The sequence below is a fragment of the Nocardia kruczakiae NBRC 101016 genome (assembly GCF_001612965.1).
GTDB classification, from domain to species: Bacteria; Actinomycetota; Actinomycetes; order Mycobacteriales; family Mycobacteriaceae; genus Nocardia; species Nocardia kruczakiae.
Window position 1 is genome coordinate 25,687 of the sequence record NZ_BDBL01000038.1, and the last position, 22,994, is coordinate 48,680.

General features: G+C 69.1%; 22 protein-coding genes. 16 read left to right on the forward strand and 6 right to left on the reverse strand.

Annotated elements, in window-relative coordinates; genetic code table 11:
* The first annotated feature begins 19 nt into the window (after positions 1-19).
* The gene (locus tag NK1_RS25150) at positions 20-1,159 is read left to right on the forward strand and encodes a glycosyltransferase family 4 protein (RefSeq protein ID WP_063012530.1); all 1,140 of its coding nucleotides are present in this window, start codon (positions 20-22) and stop codon (positions 1,157-1,159) included.
* 82 nt (positions 1,160-1,241) lie between these two features.
* Here NK1_RS25150 and NK1_RS25155 read toward each other — a convergent pair whose 3' ends face one another.
* Complete coding sequence (locus NK1_RS25155; RefSeq protein WP_063012532.1) at positions 1,242-1,886, reverse strand: TetR/AcrR family transcriptional regulator; 645 nt, start codon at positions 1,884-1,886, stop codon at positions 1,242-1,244.
* A gap of 122 nt (positions 1,887-2,008) precedes the next feature.
* On the opposite strand from NK1_RS25155, the gene NK1_RS25160 reads away from it, so the two are divergent.
* The 4 genes from NK1_RS25160 to NK1_RS25175 all read left to right on the forward strand — a co-directional run bounded on the left by NK1_RS25160 (position 2,009) and on the right by NK1_RS25175 (position 9,260).
* Entirely contained in the window at positions 2,009-3,433 is a 1,425-nt protein-coding gene (locus NK1_RS25160) for an MFS transporter (RefSeq protein WP_063012621.1), read from the forward strand.
* A 2-nt stretch (positions 3,434-3,435) separates the two neighbouring features.
* On the forward strand, positions 3,436-4,122 hold the full coding sequence (locus tag NK1_RS25165; RefSeq protein ID WP_063012534.1) for an SGNH/GDSL hydrolase family protein: 687 nt from the start codon (positions 3,436-3,438) through the stop codon (positions 4,120-4,122).
* A 78-nt stretch (positions 4,123-4,200) separates the two neighbouring features.
* Positions 4,201-4,905, forward strand: coding sequence for a demethylmenaquinone methyltransferase (locus NK1_RS25170; protein WP_063012536.1), 705 nt, complete (start codon positions 4,201-4,203; stop codon positions 4,903-4,905).
* Positions 4,906-5,066: 161 nt separating this feature from the next.
* Positions 5,067-9,260 carry a bifunctional nitrate reductase/sulfite reductase flavoprotein subunit alpha gene (locus NK1_RS25175; protein WP_063012538.1) on the forward strand — a complete coding sequence of 1,398 codons (4,194 nt, stop codon included), beginning with the start codon at positions 5,067-5,069 and terminating at the stop codon, positions 9,258-9,260.
* A gap of 8 nt (positions 9,261-9,268) precedes the next feature.
* On the opposite strand, the gene NK1_RS25180 is transcribed toward NK1_RS25175, so the two are convergent.
* Entirely contained in the window at positions 9,269-10,309 is a 1,041-nt protein-coding gene (locus NK1_RS25180) for an aldo/keto reductase (protein ID WP_063012540.1), read from the reverse strand.
* 83 nt (positions 10,310-10,392) lie between these two features.
* On the opposite strand from NK1_RS25180, the gene NK1_RS25185 reads away from it, so the two are divergent.
* Complete coding sequence (locus tag NK1_RS25185) at positions 10,393-11,004, forward strand: TetR/AcrR family transcriptional regulator (protein ID WP_063012542.1); 612 nt, start codon at positions 10,393-10,395, stop codon at positions 11,002-11,004.
* A 78-nt stretch (positions 11,005-11,082) separates the two neighbouring features.
* Here NK1_RS25185 and NK1_RS25190 read toward each other — a convergent pair whose 3' ends face one another.
* Entirely contained in the window at positions 11,083-11,664 is a 582-nt protein-coding gene (locus NK1_RS25190) for a TIGR03086 family metal-binding protein (RefSeq protein ID WP_063012544.1), read from the reverse strand.
* Positions 11,665-11,847: 183 nt separating this feature from the next.
* Between NK1_RS25190 and NK1_RS25195 the strand changes: the two genes are divergently transcribed.
* Positions 11,848-12,051 carry an Rv3202a family protein gene (locus NK1_RS25195; RefSeq protein ID WP_063002244.1) on the forward strand — a complete coding sequence of 68 codons (204 nt, stop codon included), beginning with the start codon at positions 11,848-11,850 and terminating at the stop codon, positions 12,049-12,051.
* 47 nt (positions 12,052-12,098) lie between these two features.
* Here NK1_RS25195 and menD read toward each other — a convergent pair whose 3' ends face one another.
* Positions 12,099-13,721 (reverse strand): 2-succinyl-5-enolpyruvyl-6-hydroxy-3-cyclohexene-1-carboxylic-acid synthase, encoded by a 1,623-nt coding sequence (gene menD / locus NK1_RS25200; RefSeq protein ID WP_063012547.1) that lies wholly within the window; start codon positions 13,719-13,721, stop codon positions 12,099-12,101.
* An 89-nt stretch (positions 13,722-13,810) separates the two neighbouring features.
* Here menD and NK1_RS25205 point away from each other — a divergent pair, with 89 nt between their 5' ends.
* On the forward strand, positions 13,811-14,635 hold the full coding sequence (locus NK1_RS25205; protein WP_063012550.1) for a siderophore-interacting protein: 825 nt from the start codon (positions 13,811-13,813) through the stop codon (positions 14,633-14,635).
* Between the two features lie 149 nt (positions 14,636-14,784).
* Here the strand turns inward: NK1_RS25205 and NK1_RS25210 are convergent, their stop codons facing one another.
* On the reverse strand, positions 14,785-15,231 hold the full coding sequence (locus NK1_RS25210) for a DUF6918 family protein (RefSeq protein WP_036505933.1): 447 nt from the start codon (positions 15,229-15,231) through the stop codon (positions 14,785-14,787).
* A gap of 87 nt (positions 15,232-15,318) precedes the next feature.
* Complete coding sequence (locus tag NK1_RS25215; RefSeq protein WP_063012552.1) at positions 15,319-15,975, reverse strand: PaaI family thioesterase; 657 nt, start codon at positions 15,973-15,975, stop codon at positions 15,319-15,321.
* 141 nt (positions 15,976-16,116) lie between these two features.
* On the opposite strand from NK1_RS25215, the gene NK1_RS25220 reads away from it, so the two are divergent.
* The 8 genes from NK1_RS25220 to NK1_RS25255 all read left to right on the forward strand — a co-directional run bounded on the left by NK1_RS25220 (position 16,117) and on the right by NK1_RS25255 (position 22,894).
* Positions 16,117-17,019, forward strand: a complete 903-nt coding sequence (locus NK1_RS25220; protein WP_063012623.1) for a 1,4-dihydroxy-2-naphthoyl-CoA synthase — start codon at positions 16,117-16,119, stop codon at positions 17,017-17,019.
* Positions 17,020-17,086: 67 nt separating this feature from the next.
* On the forward strand, positions 17,087-17,482 hold the full coding sequence (locus NK1_RS25225) for a VOC family protein (protein ID WP_063012554.1): 396 nt from the start codon (positions 17,087-17,089) through the stop codon (positions 17,480-17,482).
* An 81-nt stretch (positions 17,483-17,563) separates the two neighbouring features.
* Complete coding sequence (locus NK1_RS25230) at positions 17,564-18,916, forward strand: inorganic phosphate transporter (protein ID WP_084461532.1); 1,353 nt, start codon at positions 17,564-17,566, stop codon at positions 18,914-18,916.
* Positions 18,916-19,194 carry a hypothetical protein gene (locus NK1_RS25235; protein ID WP_063012556.1) on the forward strand — a complete coding sequence of 93 codons (279 nt, stop codon included), beginning with the start codon at positions 18,916-18,918 and terminating at the stop codon, positions 19,192-19,194. Before NK1_RS25230 ends, NK1_RS25235 begins: the two co-directional genes overlap by 1 nt.
* Positions 19,195-19,234: 40 nt before the next feature.
* Positions 19,235-19,585, forward strand: a complete 351-nt coding sequence (locus NK1_RS25240; RefSeq protein ID WP_083871302.1) for a DUF3349 domain-containing protein — start codon at positions 19,235-19,237, stop codon at positions 19,583-19,585.
* Positions 19,586-19,687: 102 nt separating this feature from the next.
* Positions 19,688-20,821, forward strand: a complete 1,134-nt coding sequence (gene menE, locus NK1_RS25245) for an o-succinylbenzoate--CoA ligase (protein WP_063012625.1) — start codon at positions 19,688-19,690, stop codon at positions 20,819-20,821.
* Between the two features lie 173 nt (positions 20,822-20,994).
* Positions 20,995-22,011 carry an ATP-binding cassette domain-containing protein gene (locus NK1_RS25250; protein WP_063012558.1) on the forward strand — a complete coding sequence of 339 codons (1,017 nt, stop codon included), beginning with the start codon at positions 20,995-20,997 and terminating at the stop codon, positions 22,009-22,011.
* Between the two features lie 43 nt (positions 22,012-22,054).
* Positions 22,055-22,894 (forward strand): ABC transporter permease, encoded by an 840-nt coding sequence (locus NK1_RS25255; protein ID WP_063012560.1) that lies wholly within the window; start codon positions 22,055-22,057, stop codon positions 22,892-22,894.
* The last annotated feature ends 100 nt before the right edge of the window (positions 22,895-22,994 follow it).

Genomic DNA, 22,994 nt, shown 5'->3' on the forward strand with positions numbered 1-22,994 from the left:
CGCATCGCACACTGCAGGTGTGCGTGTAGCGATCGTCTCCGAATCGTTTCTGCCGAATATGAACGGTGTCGTGAACTCCGTGCTGCAGGTCCTGGCCCACCTGGACCGCAACGGACACGATGCGCTCGTCATCGCCCCGGACACTCCTCGCGGCCGGGCCGCGGCGCCGCGCTCGTACGGCCGCTTTCCGGTGATCCGGGTGCCGGCGGTCATGGTGCCGCGGATCAGCTCGCTGCCGGTCGGTCTGCCGCAACCATTGCTGACCTCGGCCATCGAGGATTTCGACGCCGATGTGGTGCATCTGGCCTCGCCGTTTCTGCTCGGCGCCGGCGGGGCGGCGGCGGCATTGCGCCTGGATCTGCCCGCCGTGGCGGTGTATCAGACCGATGTGGCCGGATTCGCGGCCAGTTACGGGCTGGGGGCCGCGCAGCGGGCGGCGTGGGCCTGGACGCGGCGCATCCACAATCGCGCGGCGCGCACCCTGGCGCCCTCGTCGGCGGCGATGGCGGATCTCGAGCGCCACGGCATCACCCGGGTGCACCGCTGGGCGCGGGGCGTGGACGCGGTGCGGTTCACGCCCGGTGCGCGCGACGCCGGCCTGCACGCGCGGTGGGCGGACGGCGACCGGCTGGTGGTCGGATTCGTCGGCCGACTGGCGCCGGAGAAACACGTCGAACGTCTCGCCGCGCTGGCCGGCGATCCCGATATCCGGCTGGTCGTGGTCGGCGACGGACCGGAACGAGCGCAGCTGCGGCGCCTGCTGCCGACGGCCGTCTTCACCGGCGAACTCGGCGGCGCCGAGCTGGCGCGGGCCTATGCGAGCCTGGATCTGATGGTCCACCCGGGCGAACACGAAACCTTCTGTCAGGGCGTACAGGAGGCGCTGGCCTGCGGCACTCCGGTGATCGGCCCCGATGCCGGCGGCCCTCGCGATCTGATCGCCCACTGCCGCAACGGATATCTGCTGCCGGTCGACCGGTTCGCCGAACTGCTGCCGAGTGCGGTTGCGGCGCTGCGTGATCCGGCTCTTCGAGCCCGATTCGCCGGCGCCGCACGCAAATCGGTGCTGCACCGCACCTGGCCCGCGATCTGCACCGAGCTGATGGGGCACTATCACGAGGTGATCGGCGGCCGGGAAGTCTTGCACCGCAGCGCCTGATCCCCGCGGTGCCGCAAGCGGTCCAGCGGGTTCCGGGCCGCTGCGGTTTCGGGGCTTCTGCTGTTTCGGGAACTCGGCAGTGTCAGGGCTCGTGAGTTTTCCGCGGACTCCGGAGCAGACGGTCGACGGACCGTCGTGCCATGGCCATGCCGGCGTCGTCGCCGAGGCGCAGTGCGAGATTCAGGGCATTCAGTACGGCCGCGACCTCGAAGGCGGCGGTCTCGGGTTCCGTATCGGCGATCTCGCCGGCGTCGACCGCCCGCCGGAACTGGGTCGCCAGCAGGGCAACCCAGGCACTCTGCTGCTCGCGCAACGCATCGCGGACCGGCCCCGGCCGGCTGTCGAAGATGGGCAGATTCGCACCCCAGAAGCATCCGCCGGGAAAGACCGGACGCTCGGCGTACTCGATCCATCCGTCGACGAGGGCGCGCAGTCGCGCGACACCCGCCGGGACGTCCCGGGCCGGACGGACGACGACGTCCACGAACACGTCCCGCGCCGCCTCCACGGTCGCGAGTTGCAGCGTCTCCTTGGTTCGGAACAGGGTCTGAATGCCGGCCTTGCTGACGCCGAGATCCTCGGCCAGCCGCCCGAAGCTCAGCCCGTCGAGTCCGTCCACCGACGCGATCTCGATCGAGCGACGGGTTACCGCGCGGCGCGATCGAGCACCGCGTCGTAGCCGCTGATCGGCACTTTCCACTGCCGTCTGCTGCTCGGATACACCCATACGGTCGATCGTATGTCATTCCTGCTCGGATGACTCACTATTGCGATAAACATACGGTCGACCGTATTCTTTCGTACACATCGGCGGCGGCACCCGCCGGTGGCGACGAGAAGGGATGCCTGATGGATGGCGCTACAGCCGAACAGTCCTTGACCGCGGACGAACCCACGCCGGTTCGCGACCGGTCGACCGCGATCGTCTGGATCCTGTGCTCGGCCGCATTCGTGGCGATGCTCGACGTCTTCGTCGTCAATGTGGCCTTCACGAAGATCGGCGAGTCCTACCGGGGATCATCACCGGCCGATGTGAGCTGGGTGCTCAACGGCTACGCGATCGTCTATGCGGCCCTGTTGATTCCGGCGGGCCGATTCTCGGACCGATTCGGCCGCAAGACCGGATTCCTCGCGGGCCTCGCCCTGTTCACGGTGGCGAGCGTGGCCTGTGCCGCGGCTCCGGCGCTGTGGGCCCTGGTGGCGTTCCGGCTCGTGCAGGCGGTCGGAGCCGCGGCCCTGACGCCGGCCGGCCTGGGATTGCTGCTCACCGTGCTGCCGGCGGCCCGGGTGCCGGGCGCGGTGAAGATCTGGGCCACGACCAGTTCGTTCGCCGCGGCCTGCGGCCCGGTGGTCGGCGGAGCGCTGGTGGAAATCTCCTGGCGCTGGGTCTTCTTGATCAACCTGCCGGTCGGCGTGGTGACCGGGCTCGCGGCCGCATGGCTGGTACCGAATCCGCCGCAGCGAACCTCCGCCCGGATGCCCGACCTACTGGGGGTGACGGTGTCGATCGTGGCGATCGGCGCGCTGTCGCTGGCCCTGGTCGAAAGCGATGCGTGGCCCGGCGGCGCGACCTGGGCGGCCGCGGCCGTGGCGGCGCTCGGCATCGCCGGATTCGTCATGCGGATGCGGCGGCATCCGGATCCGGTGGTGCCGCCGGATCTGTTCCGGGTGCCCACGTTCGCCTGGGCCAACGCCACCGTGCTGGCGTTCTGCACGGCCTTCGGGGCCTGGTTTTTGAGCATCACGCTGTGGCTCGAGCACGCGGCCCACTTCAGCACGATCGAAACCGGGCTCGCCATCGTCCCGGGCCCGATCATGGTGCCGATCTTCGCCGCCGTCAGCCAGCGACTGGTCCGCCGGTTTCCGGCGGGTGTCGTTGTGGCCCTGGGCAATACGCTGTTCGCGGCCGGTGTCGCGCTCGTGCTGTTCAGCGCCGACACGCCCGTGCGGTACACCACCGCTGTGCTGCCGGGCTGGGTGATCTCCGGTATCGGCATCGGCCTCGCACTGCCCACGATGATCGCCTCGGCCGCCGTAGATCTACCGCCGGACCGCTCGGCGACCGGCAGCGCCGTGGTCAACACCGCCCGCCAGCTCGGCTATGTCGTGGGCGTCGCGGTACTCATCGCGCTCCTCGGATCCTTCGGCACCACCGACCGGATGGTGACCGCTTTCCGGCACGGCTGGTCGTTCATCGCGATCGTCGCCCTCGCCGGCGCGGCAACGGCCTTCGGCATCACACCCCGTACCCGTCGATCGAAGCGAAGCGAGTGACCATGTCGACACCCACCACACCGGCGACGGGCGAGGAGTCCGATCGGCTCTGCCTGGCCGAGACCACCGCGGCCGCATTGCTGTTCGACGCGCCGTGGCGCCGCTTCGGCGTGGCCGGCGACAGCTTGTCGGCCGGCGTCGGCGACCCTACGCCGGGCTACTCGAACGCGGGCTGGCCCGAACGGCTCATGCGAATACTGCGGCGCGTGCGCCCGGACATGCGATATCTCGCCACTGCGAAGATCGGGGCCACCACGGCGCAGACGTCGGCCCACCAACTCGACCGCATCGCGGCGTTCCGCCCGGACCTGCTGCATCTGCCGTGCGGCCCGAACGACATCACGCGGCGCGATCCCGATTTCGACGAGATCGAGACGACGATGCGGCGCATGTACGACGTCGCGGCGAGCACGGGTGCCCTGCTCACGACGTTCACCCTCGGGAGCGCCTATGTCGTACCGGCCGTGCCCGACTGGCCCGAGCGCATTCGCAGCATGAACGACATCACGCGCCGAGTCGCCGCCGACCACGGGGCGGTCGTGGTCGACATGTGGGACCACCCGGTCAACGCTCGCGACAACCTGCTCAGCGCGGATCGCATCCACTTCTCGACCTCCGGTCAGGCGGTGCTGGCGACCGAGATGGTCAAACATCTGGCCTACGCACTGTCGAGCCGGAGGAGCGAATAGCGCAGGCGCCCAATCCTCCCCGTGATCGCGCACCGGCCCGCCTCCCTGCCCCGGGCGCCGGGCGCTAGGGTCACTCCCGTGGCGAAGACAGAGTCGTTTCGGGCCTCGTTGGACAAGCAACCGCATGAGGTCGCATCCATGTTCGACGGGGTCGCGAAGCGGTACGACCTGACCAACACGGTGCTCACCGGCGGACAGGACCGCTATTGGCGCTGGGCCACCCGCCGCGCGCTGGCCCTGCGGCCCGGGGAGCGGGTGCTGGATCTGGCGGCCGGAACCGGCGTCTCCACCGCCGAATTCGCGAAGTCGGGAGCCTGGTGCCTGGCCCTGGACTTCTCCAAGGGCATGTTGGAGGCGGGGCGGTTCCGCCGGGTTCCGATGGTGAACGGTGACGCCACCGCGCTGCCGTTCGCCGACGATTCCTTCGACGCGGTCGCCATCTCCTACGGCCTGCGCAACGTCTCCGCACCGGACGCGGCGCTGCGCGAAATGCTGCGCGTCACCAAACCGGGCGGACGCCTGGTCGTGGCGGAATTCTCCACCCCGGTCTTCGGGCCGTTCCGCACGATCTACATGGAATACCTGATGAAGGTGCTGCCGAAGGTCGCCGAGGCCGTCAGCAGCAATCCGGACGCCTACGTCTACCTGGCCGAATCGATCCGGGCCTGGCCCAATCAGCGACAGCTGGCGATGCGGATCTCCGACGCCGGCTGGTCGTCGGTGCAGTGGCGGAATCTGACCGGCGGCATCGTCGCGCTGCATCGCGGTTACAAACTGGGGTGAAGTAGCTCACCGCGCCCGGCCGGACCGCCGGCGGAAACGGCGCCCGACCGGGCGCGAACCGGAAATCTCACCGCGTCCGCGCCGCTGAGGTGAGGATTTTCGTCATCTGCCGATAACGTTCGGTAAATCCGTCGCAACGGCAGCTCGCCATCATCGGGGGTGTGTCGAGCGCCGAGAACTCCACGAGCACCGTCCGGACCGCGTGCTCCTACTGCGGCGTGGGCTGCGGCATCACGGTGCGGACCGAGTGCGACGCGGCCGGCGCCCCCGTCATCGCGAAGGTGAGTGGCGACACACTGCATCCGGTCAATGCCGGACGACTGTGCACCAAGGGCGCCACCCACCTGGAATTGATGCGCGCCCCCGGACGCATGACCACGGCCCTGCACCGGCCCCGGCGCGGGCAGGAACCGGTCGAACTCGCGGTCGAGGAGGCCCTGCGGCAGGCGGCGCAGCGGTTGCGCGCCATCGTCGACGAATACGGGCCCGATGCCGTCGCGCTCTACGTCTCCGGGCAGATGACACTCGAAGCGCAGTATCTGGCGAACAAACTGGCCAAGGGCTATCTGCGCACGGTGAATATCGAATCCAATTCGCGCCTGTGCATGGCGAGCGCCGGCACCGGATACAAACAATCGCTGGGCGCCGACGGCCCGCCGGGCTCCTACGACGACCTGGACCGCGCCGACCTGTTCTTCGTGATCGGCTCGAATATGGCCGACTGCCATCCGATTCTGTTCCTGCGCATGGCCGATCGGCTCAAGGCCGGCGCCAAACTGATCGTGGTGGATCCGCGGCGCACCGACACCGCCGCCCGGGCCGACCTCTTCCTGCAGATCAGGCCCGGCACCGATCTGGCGTTGCTGAACGGATTGCTGCACCTGCTGGTCGGCAACGGTGATATCGACGCCGAATTCATCGCCGCCCACACCGAGGGCTGGGAGGCGATGCCGGAATTCCTCGCCGACTATCCACCGGCCCGCGTCGCCGAGATCACCGGACTGGCCGAGGACGATATTCGCACCGCCGCCGCGTGGATCGGCGCGGCCGGCGAATGGATGACGCTGTGGACGATGGGGCTCAATCAGTCCACCCACGGCACGTGGAACACCAATGCCATCTGCAATCTGCATCTGGCCACCGGCGCCATCAGCCGGGCCGGAAGCGGTCCGTTCTCGCTGACCGGGCAGCCGAATGCCATGGGCGGGCGCGAAATGGGTTATATGGGTCCCGGTTTGCCCGGGCAGCGCAGCGCCCTCGTCGACGCCGATCGCCGTTTCGTCGAAACCGCATGGCGGCTTCCGGCAGGCACCATTCGCGCCGAATCCGGACGCGGCACGATCGATATGTTCCGGGATTTGGCCGACGGCCGGATCAAGGCGTGCTGGATCATCTGCAGTAATCCGGTGGCGTCGGTGGCGAATCGCAAAACCGTCATCGCCGGTCTGGAGGCGGCGGAACTGGTGATCACCCAGGACGCCTATCTCGATACCGCGACCAATGCCTATGCCGATCTGCTGCTGCCGGCGGCGCTGTGGGCCGAAGCCGACGGCGTGATGGTCAATTCCGAACGCAATGTCACGTTGTTGCGGCATTCGGTGGAGCCGCTCGGCGCGGCGCTGCCGGATTGGGAGTGGATCGCGCGGATCGCGACGGCGATGGGATTCGAAGGATTCGACTACGCTTCCAGCGCCGAGATCTTCGACGAGATCCGCGGTTTCGCGAATCCGGCGACCGGATACGACCTGAGCGGAATGAGTTACGCCGCACTGCGCGAGGGCCCGATGCAGTGGCCCTGCGCCGATGCCGCGCAGCGCCGCAACCCGATTCGCTATCGCACCGGCGATGCGCGCGAGCTGGTCTTCCCCACCGCGAGCGGCCGGGCCGTGTTCTGGCCCCGGCCGCATATGGCGGCCGCCGAAATGCCCGACGACGACTATCCCTTCGTCCTGAATACCGGTCGCGTCCAACATCAATGGCACACGATGACCAAAACCGGGCGGGTCGCGAAGCTGAACAAATTGAATCCGGCGCCGTTTCTCGACGTGCATCCCGACGATGCGCGCGCGCTCGGTGTGCGACCCGGCGATCAGATCGAGATCGCTTCTCGCCGTGGGCGAGCGGTGCTGCCCGTGCGGATCACCGATCGGGTGCGACCGGGCGCGTGTTTCGCCCCGTTCCACTGGAACGACGAACAGGGGGAATATCTGACCATCAATGCCGTGACCAACGACGCCGTGGATCCTGATTCGCTGCAACCGGAATTCAAGGCGTGCGCGGTGACGCTGCGCCGCGTCGGCCCCGCTCGAGACACAGGCGACGGCACCTCGGAGGACATATCGCATCCCCTCGCCGCCATGCTGGGACTCGATTCCGCGCCCGCGCCCATGCTCAGCGAGGCGGAGCGGATCTACCTGGGCGGGTATCTGGCCGCGCTGCAATCGCTTCCGGTCCAGGGGCAGCCCGTCCTCCCGGAATCGGCGCCGCTGTCCGACCGCAGCCGCTGGTGGATCGACGGGCTGCTGGCGGGGATGTACTCGCGGGCCACGGCCTCCCCGCCCGGCGACACCGCCACAGCCCCCTCGGCGGCTCCGGCCGGCCCACAGCGACGGCCGGTGACCGTACTGTGGGCTTCCCAGACCGGTACCGCCGAAGAATTGGCGGCGGCGGTCGCGGCAGCCCTCGCCGAGCACGGGCACGCGCCCCGGCTGGTCGAGATGAACGCGTGTGAACTGCCGGAACTGACCGGTGATGTCCTGCTCGTCACCAGCACCTTCGGTGACGGCGGCCCACCGGACAACGCCGCCGACTTCTGGGATCGATTGCAGGACAGCGCCACTCGCTTCCCCGGCCTGCGGTACGGGATCTTCGCCCTGGGCGACTCCTCCTACGACGATTTCTGCGGCTACGGCCGCAAGATGGATCGGCTGCTGTCCGAACGGGGCGGTTTCCGGCTGCTGGATCGCGTCGACAGCGAACCGGATCACGAGGATGCGTCGCAGGAGTGGATCACCGCGGTCCTCGCCGCCCTGGGCGACGGTCACGCGAATGCGGCCACCGAGGACCCCCGTGCCGGCGCGCCCAGCGGTGGTGGTGCGGCGGCCACACTCAGCGCGGGTCCGGGTCCGTCCACCGATGCCGGTCGTGCCGGTGCGTCCGCGGGGCTCGGCGTCCGGGTACTCGATCGCGTCGAGGCCCGCGCCCCCGCGCCCGCGCGCACCACCCGATCGGTCCCCGCGCCCTTCACCCGCAACGCCCCGGTGCTGGCCCCGCTGATCCGCAACGAACTGCTGTCACGGCCCGGATCCGGTAAGGAGGTGCGGCAGTTCGGATTCGACCTGAGCGGTCTGGAGGCCGGCTACGAGGTCGGCGACAGCCTCGGCGTGTGGCCCGCGAACGGCGCTGCCGCCGTGCGGAATTGGCTGGCGGCGACCGGACTCGACGGTGCCCGGCCGGTCGAGGTCGACGGGCGCGACGTGCCGCTGGAATCGGCACTGCGCACACATTTCGACATCACCAAGATCAGCGGCGATCTGCTGTCCTTCGTCGCCGCCCACAATCCGAGTCAGCAGTTGGCGAAGCTGCTGCGCCGCGACAACCGCAACGAGCTGGACCGCTATCTGTGGGATCGCCATGCCGTCGACGTTCTGCGCGACTTTCCCGTGCGGGCCGATCTGGTGGAATGGCTCGCGGTGCTGAAAAAGCTGCAACCACGGCAATATTCGATTTCGTCGAGCCCGCTGGTGAGTCCGCGCGAGGTGCAGCTCACCGTCGGTGTGGTGCGCTACGGCGCCGCCGACGACCCGCGCGGCGGGGTGTGTTCCACCTTCCTCGCCGACCGTGACGAGACCGGCGGTGTGCCCGTATTCCTGCAGCGCGCACCACATTTCCGGCCGCCGCTGGATCCGAACGCGCCGATGATCATGGTCGGCCCGGGCACCGGCATCGCGCCGTTCCGCGGCTTCCTGCACGAACGCCGCGCGCTGGGATGCCGCGGGCGCAACTGGCTGTTCTTCGGCGATCAGCACGCTCAGGACCACTTCTACTACCGCACCGAACTCGAGGACATGTTCCGCTCCGGCTTCCTCACCCGGCTCGACCTCGCCTTCTCGCGGGACCAGCGCGAGCGGATCTACGTGCAGCACCGCATGATCGAACACGGCGCCGAGCTGTGGTCGTGGCTGCGCGACGGCGCTCACCTGTACGTCTGCGGTGACGCCGCGCGCATGGCCCGCGACATCGACGACGCCCTGCTGAAGATCGCCCGCATCCACGGCAATCTCGACGAGGATGCGGCGCTGGCGTTCAAGAAGCAGCTGACCGCCGAAAAACGGTATGTGCGCGATGTGTACTGAGCCGCCCGCTACGCGACTCCGATGGGCGGGTTGACCCGCGCGAAATCCGGCAGCCGGTAGTAGGGGTAGTACGGATACGGCGGAGTCACGGCGCTGACCTTGTTCAGCCGGGCCAGTTGCCCGGGCTCGAGCTGCCAGCCGACCGCACCGAGGTTCTGACGCAACTGTTCCTCGTTGCGGGCGCCGACGATGACCGTCGCGACGGTCGGACGCGAGAGCAGCCAGTTCAGCGCGATCTGCGGTACGGACTTCCCGGTTTCGGCCGCGAGCTCGTCGAGCACATCCACGACGTCGTAGAGCAGTTCGTCGTCGACCGGCGGGCCGGCCTCGGCGGTGCGATGCAGCCGGCTACCCACCGGAAGTGGTTGTCCGCGCCGGATCTTGCCGGTCAACCGGCCCCAGCCCAGCGGGCTCCACACCACCGCGCCGACGCCCTGATCGTGGCCGAGCGGCATCAGCTCCCATTCGTAGTCGCGGCCGACCAGCGAGTAGTAGACCTGATGGGCGACATACCGTGGATGACCGCCGCGGTCGGCGGCAGCGAGGGATTTCATGAGCTGCCAGCCCGCGAAGTTGGAGGCGCCCAGATAGCGGATCTTCCCGGCGCGCACCAGATCCGCGAGCGTGTCCAGCACCTCCTCGACCGGGGTCGCGGCGTCGAAGGCGTGCAGCTGGAACAGATCGATGTAGTCGGTGCCGAGCCGGCGCAGCGCGGCATCGACGGCCGTGATCAGGCGGGAACGTCCCGATCCGGCCTCGGCGGCTCCGGGCCCGGTGGGCAGGCCCGCCTTGGTGGACAACAGAACTCGATCCCGGCGGCCGCGGATCGCGCGGCCCAGAATCTCTTCCGAGGCGCCGTCGGAGTAGACGTCCGCGGTGTCGAACATCGTGACGCCGGCCTCGAGCGCCACATCGACCATCCGGCGCGCCTGCTGAGCGTCGGTATCGCCCCACGCGCCGAACAGTTCGCCCCGGCCCCCGAACGTGCCCGCTCCGAAGCTGAGAGCCGGGACGAGCAGACCCGAGGCACCCAATCGACGATAGTCCATGATCAACTCCTAACGGAACTGCAGTTTCATTAACAGGAGGGACGATACACTCGATTCGACACTAATGAAACTGGAGGACCGTTATGAGCTCGGACGCTGCCGCACCCGGTTCGGTACGCCCGGGCGGTCGCACGGCGCGCGTCCGCGAATCCGTCCTGCGTGCGGCCGGGGATCTACTGGCCGAACGCGGCTTCGCCGAACTCGACCTCGCCGAGGTCGCGGCCCGCGCGGAGGTCGGCAAGACGACCGTCTACCGCCGCTGGCGCACCCCGGCCGGGCTGGTGGCGGACATGCTCACCGATATGGCGGAAACCTCACTGCCGCACGCCGATACCGGATCGCTGCGCGGCGACCTCACCGCCAATGCCCGCCTCGTCGCGCGCACCCTGACCGATCCGCGCCAGGGTCCGCTGTTCAAAGCCCTTGTCGCCGCGGCCATCTGCGATCCGGAAACCACCGCGGCCCTGCACCGGTTCTACGATGTGCGCATCACCGAATGGGAGCCGTGCGTCACGGCCGCGGTCGAACGCGGCGAAGTCGGACCCGGAACCGATGCGCGCGCGGTCGTTTCCGCCGTTTCCGCCCCGCTCTATTACCGCTTCCTGGTCTCGGGCGACCCGATCGACGATGCCGCGGCCGTGACCGCCGCCGAAGCCGCGACGACAGCGGCCGCCGCGGGCCTGTTCATTCGATGAGACCGGCCGGGCGGACCTCGCTCGGCGCGACCGGAGGTCGAACCCGCTCGGCGGCGGGTCCGGAGTCGAACAGGGCGCTCAGACCTGCCGGTACGGGTCGCGCCCGGTCAAGCCGAGCAGCCGCTCCCACGGTGAGGCATCGGCCGGAACCTCCACCACCGGGCCGAACAGACCGGGAGTGCCTTCGCGCGGCGTATCGCGAAACTGCTCCAGCAGCACCGCGACATCCTTGTCGGCCGGCTCGAAGCGGCGGCCGGTGGCACAGGCCAGGTCCCAACTGTGCATCACCACCTCGTTCAGGGCGAATCCGGCCATCACGGGCGCCGGAGCGGTGACGCCGCCGACCTCGGTATCGCCCTCCCAGGCGGCCGGGTCGCGCCACGCCTCGGTGAGGGCTTTCAACTGCGTGGTGATCAGCTCACTCCACCCGTCCGGCAGATCGACATCCGGCGCCTGCTGCGGCGGCGCGGAGCGGCCGACGCCTTCCTTGGTGGCACCCTGGCGGAATCCTTCGGTGAATCCGAGGGTGTGGAACAGCAGATCCCGCACGCTGACCCCCGGGCTCGGGGTCGCGGCGCTCAGATCGTCCGCACCGATGCCGCTGATGATCTCGGTCATCGCGTCGGTGGCGCTCTCCAGATCGAAGTGGGGTGTCGCCATGTGGTCCTCCTCCGAATACGGCCTGTACCGGCACAGGCACTCATAGAGAGGACGAGGCGGGCCACCCGGATTCATCGGCGGCCGGACACGAGCGGGTTGCCAGCCGCACGAGGTGAGGGCATCCTCGACAGTGCCGGATCGCGATATCCGGCAAGTCGGACCCCCAGCGGAAGGGAGCAACCGATGACCGATCGCACCACCGACACCACCTCCGTCGATATGGTTCCGGAGGCCGACCAGCTGGATCAGCATCTCGAGGTGGCACCGGACGAACCCGAATTCGACGCACCGGCCGTCGACCGCGAAGCCGCCGAGGCCGACCTCATCGAGCAGTCGATTCCCGTGCCGCTCGACGACGAATACGACGAGCCCGAGGCCGGTTACTGAGCTGTCCGGTGACCGGCCTATTCGGTACCGGTCTATTCGGTACCGGTCTATTCGATGCCGGCGCGCACCGCGGCATGCAACTCGCGCAGACTGGATCGCTCGGTCGCGACCTCCAGCACGCGAATGCCGTGGGCGTGCCCGGTCATTTCCACCGCCAGTTCGGCCGGGTCGACCTGCCGATGCGGAATTCGGTAGGCGGCGCACAGCGCCGCCAGATCCATCCCGTGCGGGGTGCCGAAGATGCGCTCGAAGACGCCGGCGTACTGCGGATCACCCTGTTCGAGCAGTTCGAAGATGCCGCCGCCGTCGTCGTTGGCGACCACGATCGTCAGATCCGCCGGGCGCGGCTCCCCCGGACCGATCAGCAGGCCGGAGGCGTCGTGCAGGAAGGTCAGGTCGCCGATCAGCGCGAAGGTCCGGCCGGGATGGCTCAGGGCCGCGCCGACCGCGGTGGACACCGTGCCGTCGATACCGGCCACGCCCCGATTGGACAGCACCTTCACGCCGGGACGCGGATGCGACACCAGCGCCGCGTCCCGCACCGGATTCGAGGCGCCGAGCAGTAGCTGGTCGCCCTCGCGCAGGGCGTCCATCACCACCGAGGCCACATGCAGGCCGGTCGGCTTGGGATGACGGGCGAGTTCGGTGCGGACCGCGCGGCACGCCATCGCGTCGAGTTCGCGGCACCGCTCGAGCCATTCCGGGCGCGGCGCCCCCGAGGTGACCGCGCGAGTGCCGGTGCCGACGACATTGCCGGACACATCGGGCCAGCGCGGCCCGGTGGTCAGCGCGAAGACGGTGACATCCGGATCGGCCAGCACCTTCGACACCTGCCGATGCAGCGTCGGCCGGCCGGTGATGACGGCCTGGCGCGGCTTCAACAGGGGCAGCGCCAGCGGATGCAGGGCGGGGCCGGGCATCGCGGCGGTGGGTTCGGCGACCGTGGGCAGCTGCGCCAGCTCGGCGCGATAGCCCGCGCCGTGACCGGAGATGACGACGGTATCGAGCGTCAGGTCGATGTCCAGCGGTACGTCCAGGGTCGCGTACTGGGTTTCGGTCCACGGCGCGTCACCGGCGCGCCCGGCCGGAATCGGCTCGCCGGCAACGGCATCGGGGACCAGCGGCTCGCGCAGCGGAATGTCGAAGTGCACGGGCCCGGCATTGCCGGACCGGGTGCCGCGCGCGGCGGCCAGGACACGACAGACCGCGGCCCGCCACACACTGTTCTGACTGCGGTAATCCGGTTCCGCTTCGGCCAGGCCCAGGCTGATCGCGGCCCGCACCTGACTGCCGAACAGGCCGAACTGCTCGACGGTCTGGTTGGCGCCGCTGCCCAGCATCTCGTAGGGCCGGTTGGCGCTGAGCACGATCAGCGGCTGCCGGGCGTAGTTGGCCTCCAGCACCGCGGGCCCGAGGTTGGCCACGGCGGTTCCCGAGGTCATCACGACCGGCACCGGCGCCCCGGTGGACACCGCCATGCCGACCGCGAGGAATCCGGCGGTCCGCTCGTCGATGCGCATATGCAGTCGCAGCCGCCCCGCCGCATCGGCCGCCTGCAGCGCGAAGGCCAGCGGCGCGTTGCGCGAGCCCGGGCACAGCACGACATCGCGCACACCCCCGCGCACCAGCTCGTCCACCACGACCTGGGCCTGTGCTGTCGATGGATTCACATCCCCAGACTGTCAGACCTTCCGGCCGAAGGGCACGTCGACCCGCTCACACCCTGTTCATCGAGTTAGGTTTTGCTAACCTAATACTCATGGCCAAGCCGACCAAGTACGTCAAGCCCGCGGAGCGGCGGATCCTCACCGCCGAGGTGCTGGCGAACAAGCGGATCAGTCCGAATTTCGTGCGGGTGACACTCGGCGGCGCCGGCCTCGCCGAGTTCACCCCGATGGGATTCGACCAGTGGTTCCGGCTCTTCCTGCCGCGCGCCGGTGAACTGCGGCTGCCCTCGGCGGCGAGCAATCTCTGGTACGCGCAGTGGCTGATGATGAGCAAGGAGCACCGCCCGGTGGTGCGCAACTACACCGTGCGCGAGTTCCGGCCGGCCGGCCAGGGAGAATTCGGCGACACCGCCGAGCTGGACATCGATTTCGCCATGCACGGCGAGCACACCCCCGCCTGCGGGTGGGCGGCGAACACCACCCCGGGCACCGCGGTGGGACTGCTCGACGAGGGCATCATGTACCAACCGCCGCAACACGGTTCGTGGTCGCTGCTGGTGGGCGACGAGAGCGCCCTGCCGGCGATCGCCGGAATCCTGCGGTCGGCGCCGCGGGATCTGCGAGGTGCGGCGTATCTGGAGATCACCCACCCCGACGATGCGCAGGATCTGGGCGAACCCGAAGGGGTCGTGGTGAATTGGCTGGTCCGCGGCGATCCGGAGGCCGAGATCGGCAGTCTCGCATTGGCAGCCGCGCGGGCGGGAGACATCCCGGCGAGCGGGGTCTACGCCTTCGTGGCGGGAGAACAGAAGCTGGCCTCCGGCCTGCGGCGACATCTCGCGAACGAGCGCGGAATCGCCAAGGCGGACATCACTTTCACCGGCTACTGGCGGTTCGGGAAGTCGGCGCCAGGCTGATCGACACCGCGCGACGCGGGTGGATGCGACGCGGGTGGATGCGGACGGGACCCGCGACGCTCACCTCGTGCCGTCGCGGCCCCCGCCGTCCGGCATCCGGGGATCACACTCCATCCGGATGCCGAACGACGAGGTCGTAGAACCGCAACTCAGCCGGCGTGCCGCTGGACCAGGTCGCCGACGCGCGGGAGCGCCTCGACCACATGCTTTTTCGCCGACGAACGCAGCGACGAGTACGCCTTCTTCAGCGCCGGCCGCGACGAGGCCTCGGCACGCGCGTCGGTCACCGCGAGCAGCGACTCGGCAACCTCGTCGGAGTTGGCGACCAGCAGATCGGCAAACGAGCCGCTACCCGACGCCTGGTACTGGGCCCAGTACGGTTCCAGCCGCTCGACGAACTTGGGTGCGAACGACTCCAGCGCGTCCGAGACGATGGTCGGGCTGACCTTCTTCACCGCGGCGTAGCCGCCCTTCACGGCCAGGCCCGATGCACCCCCCTTATCGGACACCTCCGCATCCAGAACCTCCTGGGCGTCGGCCAGGAAGGCCGGGCGTTTGGCGTCATCGAGCAGGGATTCAGACAGTGCTGCAACCACTTTCAGGTTCCTCCGGATAGTTTTTCGATGAGCGAGCGCGGGTAACTATACGCATCGGACGCACCGGACACACCGTCCTCTCGCCGACTACGGCTGCCAGGGCAGCAACTGCACCATGAGCCCTTCACAATCGGCGAGCAACGTTTCGGATTCGTCGCGCAGTCGCGCGGAGACGAAAGTCTTGCGCCCGTCCACCCGATCGACGGTTCCCTCGACCGTCAGCGGCGTCTCCAGCGGCGTCACCTTGCGGTAGTTGACGTGCAGAAACGCGGTGCGGCTGATCGGCCGGCCGGCGTAGTGCACCAGCGAGCCGAACAGATCGTCGAACAGCAGCGGCAGCACGCCGCCGTGCACGGCGTTGTTGCCGCCGAGGTGATACCGGCGGAATTCGCCGCGCATCCGGACTCCCGTGGGACCGGCCTCGGTCATCACCCACGGCGGCAGCAGCAGGCTGCCACGCCCCGGCAGCGCCGGCACTCGTCCCGACGGGCCCTGCAGTTCCGGTGCGCGATAGGGCGCGAGCAGTTCGGCCAAGGCGTTCGCCTGGGCGAGGGCCTGCCCGAACACCTCGTCGGGACAGTCGACGGAGACGGTGAGGTCCTGGAGCGTGCGCATCGCCTCCAGGAACGGCGCGTAGTTCGCGCCGAGTTCGGCCTCCTCCACCTTGGGAAATCCGCCGTGCTTCTCGTACCGATCGGCATCGACCGCACTGGTGTCGATCGCCGGTTCCGCGCGCTCACTCATACCTGCACGGTAACGCCAGTTCTTACACCGTCCAACCCAACCCGTCGGTAGCTCGCCGGTTCCGCGACGTACCGGACGAACCTCACATTCGCGGCGGCCGGCCCGGCGCGGGCGAGCAGCCGGTGACGGGTGGGGTGCATGATGGCTCGGGTGACGTTCAATCCGAAACTCTGGGAGCCCGTCGCGGGTTTCGAGGACCTGACCGACATCACCTATCACCGGCACATCGAGCAGGGCACCGTCCGCGTGGCCTTCGATCGCCCGGAGGTGCGCAACGCCTTCCGGCCGCACACCGTCGACGAGCTGTACCGCGCGCTCGACCACGCGCGGATGACGCCGGACGTGGGTGCGGTCCTGCTCACCGGGAACGGCCCCAGCCCCAAGGACGGCGGATGGGCGTTCTGCTCCGGCGGCGATCAGCGCATCCGCGGGCGCAGCGGATATCAGTACGCCGACGGCGAGACCGCCGACACCGTCGACCAGGCCCGCGCCGGACGCCTGCACATCCTCGAGGTGCAGCGGCTGATCCGGTTCATGCCGAAGGTGGTCATCGCGCTGGTCAACGGCTGGGCGGCCGGTGGCGGGCACAGCCTGCACGTGGTCTGCGACCTGACCCTGGCCAGCCGCGAGCACGCCCGGTTCAAGCAGACCGACGCCGATGTGGGCAGCTTCGACGGCGGCTACGGCAGCGCCTACCTGGCGAAGATGGTCGGACAGAAATTCGCCCGGGAGATCTTCTTCCTGGGCCGCCCCTACACCGCCGAGCAGATGCACCACATGGGTGCGGTGAACGCGGTCGTCGACCACGACCGGCTCGAGGACGAGGCGCTGGAGTGGACCGCCGACATCCTCGCGAAATCGCCGCAGGCCCAGCGCATGCTCAAATACGCGTTCAACCTGACCGACGACGGCCTGGTGGGCCAGCAGCTCTTCGCCGGGGAGGCGACCCGCCTCGCCTACATGACCGACGAGGCGGTCGAGGGCCGCGACGCGTTCCTGGAGAAGCGCAAGCCGGACTGGAGTCCCTACCCGTACCACTTCTGAGCAGGGCTTCCGGCCGGACCTCGGGAAGCGGCCACTCGTCCCGAGCCCGTCCCTCTAGGCTCGATTCGTGGACATCCTCAGCAGTCGAATCATCCTGCGGCCGAGCGATTACGAACGCACGCTGGCGTTCTACCGGGACGGGCTCGAGTTGGCGATCGCGCGGGAGTATCCGGGCGGCACGGTGTTCTTCGCCGGGCAATCGCTGATCGAGGTGGCCGCACACGGACGCGACGAGACGGCCCCGGCCGGTTTCGCGGGCGCTGTCTGGTTGCAGGTACGCAACGCGCGTATCGCGGCCACGGAATTGGCGACCCGGGGAGTCCCGATCGATCGCCCGCCCGTGCGGGAACCCTGGGGTCTGATCGAGATGTGGCTGCGCGATCCGGACGGCGTTCCGATCGTGCTGGTGGAGGTGCCCGCCGACCATCCGATCCGGCGCGACACCCGCAAGCCGCCGGAATGACCCCGCCTTACCATCCCGGTTCGTCCGACATGTCGGGAACCTGGCCAACGCATTAACGGAGCGATAACGCACACTGGAGGCGTGACCGCCGAACTGTTCGTTCTGCTCATCGTCGTCGTCACGGCTCTCGTTTTCGACTTCACCAACGGCTTCCACGACACCGCCAATGCCATGGCGACCTCGATCGCCACCGGCGCCCTGCGCCCGCGCGCCGCGGTGCTGCTGTCGGGCGGGCTGAATCTGATCGGCGCCTTCCTCAGTGTCGAGGTGGCCGCCACTGTCGCCGAAGGCATCGTGCGCCTGGACGAGGTGGGTGGCGCCGATCTGCTCGCCATCGTCTTCGCCGGACTGGTCGGCGGCATTCTGTGGAATCTGCTCACCTGGCTGTTCGGGCTGCCGTCGAGTTCCTCCCACGCCCTGTTCGGCGGGCTCATCGGGGCCACCATCGCCGCGCTCGGCTGGAGCGGGGTGATCTGGTCGGCCGGGCAGAAGGGCGTGCTCACCAAGATCATCGTGCCCGCGGTGCTGGCGCCCGTGGTCGCGGCGCTGGTCGCCTCGATCGGCACCTGGCTGGTGTACCGGATCACCCGAAGCAGCGATCAGCGGGTGGTGAACCGGAGTTTCCGATGGGGCCAGATCGGTTCGGCCTCGCTGGTGTCGCTGGCCCACGGCACCAACGACGCGCAGAAGACCATGGGCATCATCTTCCTGGCGCTCATCGCCTACGGCTCGAAACAACCCAGCGACCCGTTGCCGCTGTGGGTGATCGTGGCCTGTGCGGTGGCCATCGCCGCGGGCACCTCGCTGGGCGGCTGGCGCATCATCCGGACCCTCGGCAAGGGTCTGGTCGACATCACCCCGCCGCAAGGGCTGGCGGCCGAATCCACCAGCGCCGCGATCATTCTCACCTCGGCGCATTTCGGCTTGCCGCTGTCGACCACGCAGACGGTGACGGGCGCCATCCTCGGTACGGGCATGGGCCGTCCGGGCGCCGAGGTGCGCTGGTCGGTGCTCGGCCGCATGGTGGTGGCCTGGGTCTTCACCCTGCCGCTGGCCGGGCTGGCGGGCGCGATCTGCTGGGCGCTGGCGCATCTGATCGGCGGCCTGGCCGGCGTGCTGGTGGTCTTCGCCATCCTCGTAGCGATGGCCGGCCTGATCTATCTGCGTTCCCGCCGGACCCCGGTGCACGCCGCGAACGTCAACGAGCAGTGGACGAGTCTGCCGGGGGCCGACGGCACCGGACCGGCCGACGAATCCCGGACCGGCGGCCCCCGGTCCGGTCCGCCCGCCGGCGGTGCCGCCGAATCCGGGACCGCCGGTTCGGCACCCGCCGACCCCGAGGACGCCGCCACGACCTCGGCACCGCCCGAGCCCGGAAAGCCCGCACGGACCGACGACTCACGCGCCTCTCATCGCGCCGCAAGGAATTTCTGATGCAGACCCTGATCGACGATCTGACGGAACTGTGGCGAGTCACCGCCGCCGCCTTGCTCTTCGGGGCGGGCCTGCCGGCGATCTTCGCGCTCGGGGTGCGACTGCATTCGATCGCGGGGGCTGCGCCACAACCGGATTCCACCCGCCGGCGTGCGGCTGCGGCCTGCGCGGGGTTGTGTTATTCGGTGGTAACGCTGACCGTCATCGCCGGAGTGCTGTTCGTTGCCAGAGGTTTTCTGGCCGCGCGGCTCGGCATCCATCTGTTCGGTCAAAGCTGAGCGGCCGCACGGCGCCACCCTGATCGTCGAAAGGACATTCGTGACCACCGAATCCGCATCGCCCCAGCAACCCGAATCGAACGAGACCACGCCCTCGGTCCTGCAGAAGGTGCTGGGCTGGCTGCGCGCCGGATATCCGCAGGGTGTGCCGCAATCCGACTATGTCGCGCTGCTGGCCGTCCTGCATCGCCGGCTCACCGACTACGAGGTGCATCTGGTGGTCGAGGAGCTGGTGCGCGAACGCGCCGGCGACGACGAGATCGCCCAGCACGAGATCGAGGCGGCGATCGCCCGAGTTGCCAAGGAGCTGCCGGGCGAGGACGATATCGCTCGAGTGGCATCGCACCTGGCAGCGGGTGGTTGGCCGCTGGCGACACCGACGTCGGACTGACCTTCTCCCCGATTCAGCGAAGGAAGTGCGGACCCGTTCACGGGTCATCGACCTCGACATGACACGATCGCGAACGTGAGCACCACCCTGCGGACCCTCCCCATGCCCACCGGAGCCGCGGTGGGTGACGTCTTGCCGCATCTGCGGGAAGCCTTGGAGGGCAACGGTCCGGCGTGGCTGCCGATCCCCACCGGCGATCGCCGGGAATCCCATCGACTCTCCAGCGCACTGCGCCCGGGTGAGGAGATCGAGGACGACGTATCCCTGGTGGTCACCACCTCCGGCACCACCGGCGTACCCAAGGGCGCGATGCTCACCGCGGCCGCCCTGCGCGCCAGCGGCGATGCCACCCACGAGCGGCTCGGCGGACCGGGCCAGTGGCTGCTGGCGCTGCCGACCCATCACATCGCCGGGGTGCAGGTGCTGTTGCGCAGTATTCAAGCGGGCACCGAACCGGCGGTGCTGGACGTCTCGGGCGGATTCCTGCCCGGCGGACTCGCCACGGCGGTGTCCGGTATGACCGGACCGCGACGCTACACCTCGCTGGTGCCGACGCAGCTCATCAAGGCACTCGACGATCCGGTCGGCGCGGAGGCGCTCGCGGCGCTGGACGCGGTCCTGGTCGGCGGCGCGGCGACACCGAAGCCGGTACTCGATCGAGCCCGCGCGGCCGGGATCAACGTGGTCCGCACCTACGGCATGAGCGAGACCTGCGGCGGCTGCGTCTACGAGGGGGTGCCGCTGACGGGTGCGAAGGTGCGCATCGAGGACGGGCGGGTGCTGCTGGGCGGGGCCATGCTGGCCAAGGGCTATCGCGGCATCCCCGATCATCCGGCGTTCGCCGAGCCCGGCTGGTTCCGCACCGAGGACGCCGGCACCTTCGACGACGGCGTGCTGACCATCACCGGCCGCCTGGACGAGGCCATCATGACCGGCGGCCTGCTGGTGATCCCGCAGGTCGTCGAGGCCGTGCTCGCCACCCACCCGGCGATCAACGAGGCCGTGGTGCTGGGCCTGCCCGATCCGCGCCTGGGCCAGCGGGTGGCGGTGGCGGTGGTGCCCAATCCGGGTGCGACACCCACGCTGGACGAATTGCGCGCGCACGTGGTGGCCGAGCTCGACCCGATCGCGGCCCCGCGGGAACTGGCGATCCTCGACGAGATCCCGATGCGCGGTCCCGGCAAGCCCAATCGCGTGAAGCTGCGCGAGCACCTGCTGGAGCAGGCGACGCACTGACCGCGCCGGAGTGACACCACTCACACCGCCGCGAGCCGGCCTACGCCTTCCACCTGCGACGATGCCGCCGCTTGCGTGGGTGGTGCGGCGTGCAAGCGGCCCTCGATCGCCCTTGCGCGACCGTGCAACAGCGGCGCAAGCCGGGTGCAAGAGGCCCCCCGCACAGTTGTGGCATGACTTCTTACGCACCTGCTGATGCACTCGCCATCGAGGCGGACGGGCTGGTCAAGCTCTTCGGGGAGCAGCGGGCCGTCGACGGGGTGAGCCTGGCGGTGCCGCAGGGCGCCGTCTACGGCGTGCTCGGCCCGAACGGGGCCGGCAAGACCACCACCATCCGCATGCTCGCCACCCTGCTGCGCCCCGACGGCGGCCGGGCCCGGATCTTCGGCCACGACGTCGTGGCCGAACCCACCGCGGTCCGCTCGCTGATCGGCGTCACCGGCCAGTACGCCTCGGTCGACGAAAAGCTCAGCGCCACCGAGAATCTGATCATCTTCTCCCGGCTGCTCGGGCTGAGCCGGGCCGAGTCCAAGCGCCGCGCGGCCGAACTGCTCGAGGAATTCGGGCTCACCGAGGCGGCGACCAAGGCCCTGGAGAACTTCTCCGGCGGTATGCGCCGGCGCCTGGATCTGGCCGCCAGCCTGATCGCGACGCCGCCGCTGCTGTTCCTCGACGAGCCGACCACCGGCCTGGATCCGCGCACTCGCGCGCAGATGTGGGAGACCATCCGCCGGCTCGTGCGCGAGGGCGCCACGGTACTGCTCACCACGCAGTACCTGGACGAGGCCGACCAACTCGCCGACCGCATCGCGGTGATCGACCACGGCAAGGTGATCGCCGACGGTACCTCCGACGAACTCAAGGGTTCGGTCGGACAGTCGGCGCTGCAGATCACCGTCGCCGACCGCGACACCATCGAACGGGCCCGCACGCTGATCGGCGAATTCCTCTCCCGCGCCGACGGCAAGCTGGTCGAGGCGAGCATCTCCCCCGAGGCCGGCCGTGTCACCGCCCCGCTCAGCGATCCGAGCGTGACCGCGGATCTGCTGATCCGGTTGCGCGACAACGATATCCGCGTCGACGAGATCACCGTCAGCAAGCCGAGCCTGGACGAGGTGTTCTTCGCCCTCACCGGCCACGCCGCCGAATCCGAGGACGCCGGTACCGATTCCGAGGGCACCGCGGCATGAGCCCGGCCCCCGCCACGTTCCCCACTCCCCCGAAGGACATATCGTGACCACCACGCTTCCCGCTCCCGCAACCGGCCGGCACGCCGCGCGCGCCGCGATTCCCGTTGCCAGCAACCGCATTTCACTGCGCCAGACCGTCGCGAATTCGCTCACCATGGCGTATCGCGGCATCCTCAAGATCAAGCACAATCCGGAGCAGCTGTTCGACGTCACCGTGCAGCCGATCCTGTTCACCGCCCTGTTCGCCTACATCTTCGGCGGCGCGATCGGCGGCAGCGTGCAGGCCTACCTACCGGTGCTGATTCCGGGCATCCTGGTCCAGACGGTCGTGCTCACCTCGGTCGTCACCGGCACCCAGTTGCGTGAGGATATGGACAAGGGCGTCTTCGACCGCTTCAAATCCCTTCCCATCGCACGGGTTTCGGCCCTGGCCGGCGCGCTGATCGCCGATATGGTGCGCTACGGCATCGCGACGGTACTCACCATCGTGGTCGGCCTGATCCTGGGCTACCGGCCCGAGGGTGGCGTCCTCGGCGTGGTCGTCGCCGGTCTGGTCGTGGTGTTCTGCTCGTTCGCGGTCAGCTGGATCTGGGCTCTGGTCGGTGTCACCGGTAAGAGCGCCGCCTCGGTGCAGGGCATCTCCATGATGATCATGTTCCCGCTGACCTTCATGTCCGGTGCGTTCGCTCTCGTCAGCACCATGCCCGGCTGGATGCAGGGCATCAACAAGGCCAATCCCGTGTACTACATGGTGAATTCGTGCCGCGAGCTGATGAACGGCAACATCTACAGCAGCAACCTGGCGTGGTGCCTGATCGGCTCGGCGGTCGTGATCGCGATCTTCGCCCCGCTGGCCATCCGGGCCTACATGCGCCGGGCGTGATCCCCTTCCCCGCGGTGTCCTCCGGTCGTGACAGCGACCGCAGGACACCGCTTTTCGCTGTGCCCGGCCCGTCGCGGGCGCGCCCGGCCGGCCGCTCGAC

Coding starts and splice junctions, on each gene's coding strand:
- NK1_RS25155 (WP_063012532.1), bottom strand. CDS start 1,886: ATGGGTGTATCCGAGCAGCAGACGGCAGTGGAAAGTGCCGATCAGCGG.
- NK1_RS25160 (WP_063012621.1), top strand. CDS start 2,009: ATGGATGGCGCTACAGCCGAACAGTCCTTGACCGCGGACGAACCCACG.
- NK1_RS25165 (WP_063012534.1), top strand. CDS start 3,436: ATGTCGACACCCACCACACCGGCGACGGGCGAGGAGTCCGATCGGCTC.
- NK1_RS25180 (WP_063012540.1), bottom strand. CDS start 10,309: ATGGACTATCGTCGATTGGGTGCCTCGGGTCTGCTCGTCCCGGCTCTC.
- NK1_RS25185 (WP_063012542.1), top strand. CDS start 10,393: ATGAGCTCGGACGCTGCCGCACCCGGTTCGGTACGCCCGGGCGGTCGC.
- NK1_RS25190 (WP_063012544.1), bottom strand. CDS start 11,664: ATGGCGACACCCCACTTCGATCTGGAGAGCGCCACCGACGCGATGACC.
- NK1_RS25195 (WP_063002244.1), top strand. CDS start 11,848: ATGACCGATCGCACCACCGACACCACCTCCGTCGATATGGTTCCGGAG.
- NK1_RS25205 (WP_063012550.1), top strand. CDS start 13,811: ATGGCCAAGCCGACCAAGTACGTCAAGCCCGCGGAGCGGCGGATCCTC.
- NK1_RS25215 (WP_063012552.1), bottom strand. CDS start 15,975: ATGAGTGAGCGCGCGGAACCGGCGATCGACACCAGTGCGGTCGATGCC.
- NK1_RS25220 (WP_063012623.1), top strand. CDS start 16,117: ATGGCTCGGGTGACGTTCAATCCGAAACTCTGGGAGCCCGTCGCGGGT.
- NK1_RS25235 (WP_063012556.1), top strand. CDS start 18,916: ATGCAGACCCTGATCGACGATCTGACGGAACTGTGGCGAGTCACCGCC.
- menE (WP_063012625.1), top strand. CDS start 19,688: ATGCCCACCGGAGCCGCGGTGGGTGACGTCTTGCCGCATCTGCGGGAA.
- NK1_RS25250 (WP_063012558.1), top strand. CDS start 20,995: ATGACTTCTTACGCACCTGCTGATGCACTCGCCATCGAGGCGGACGGG.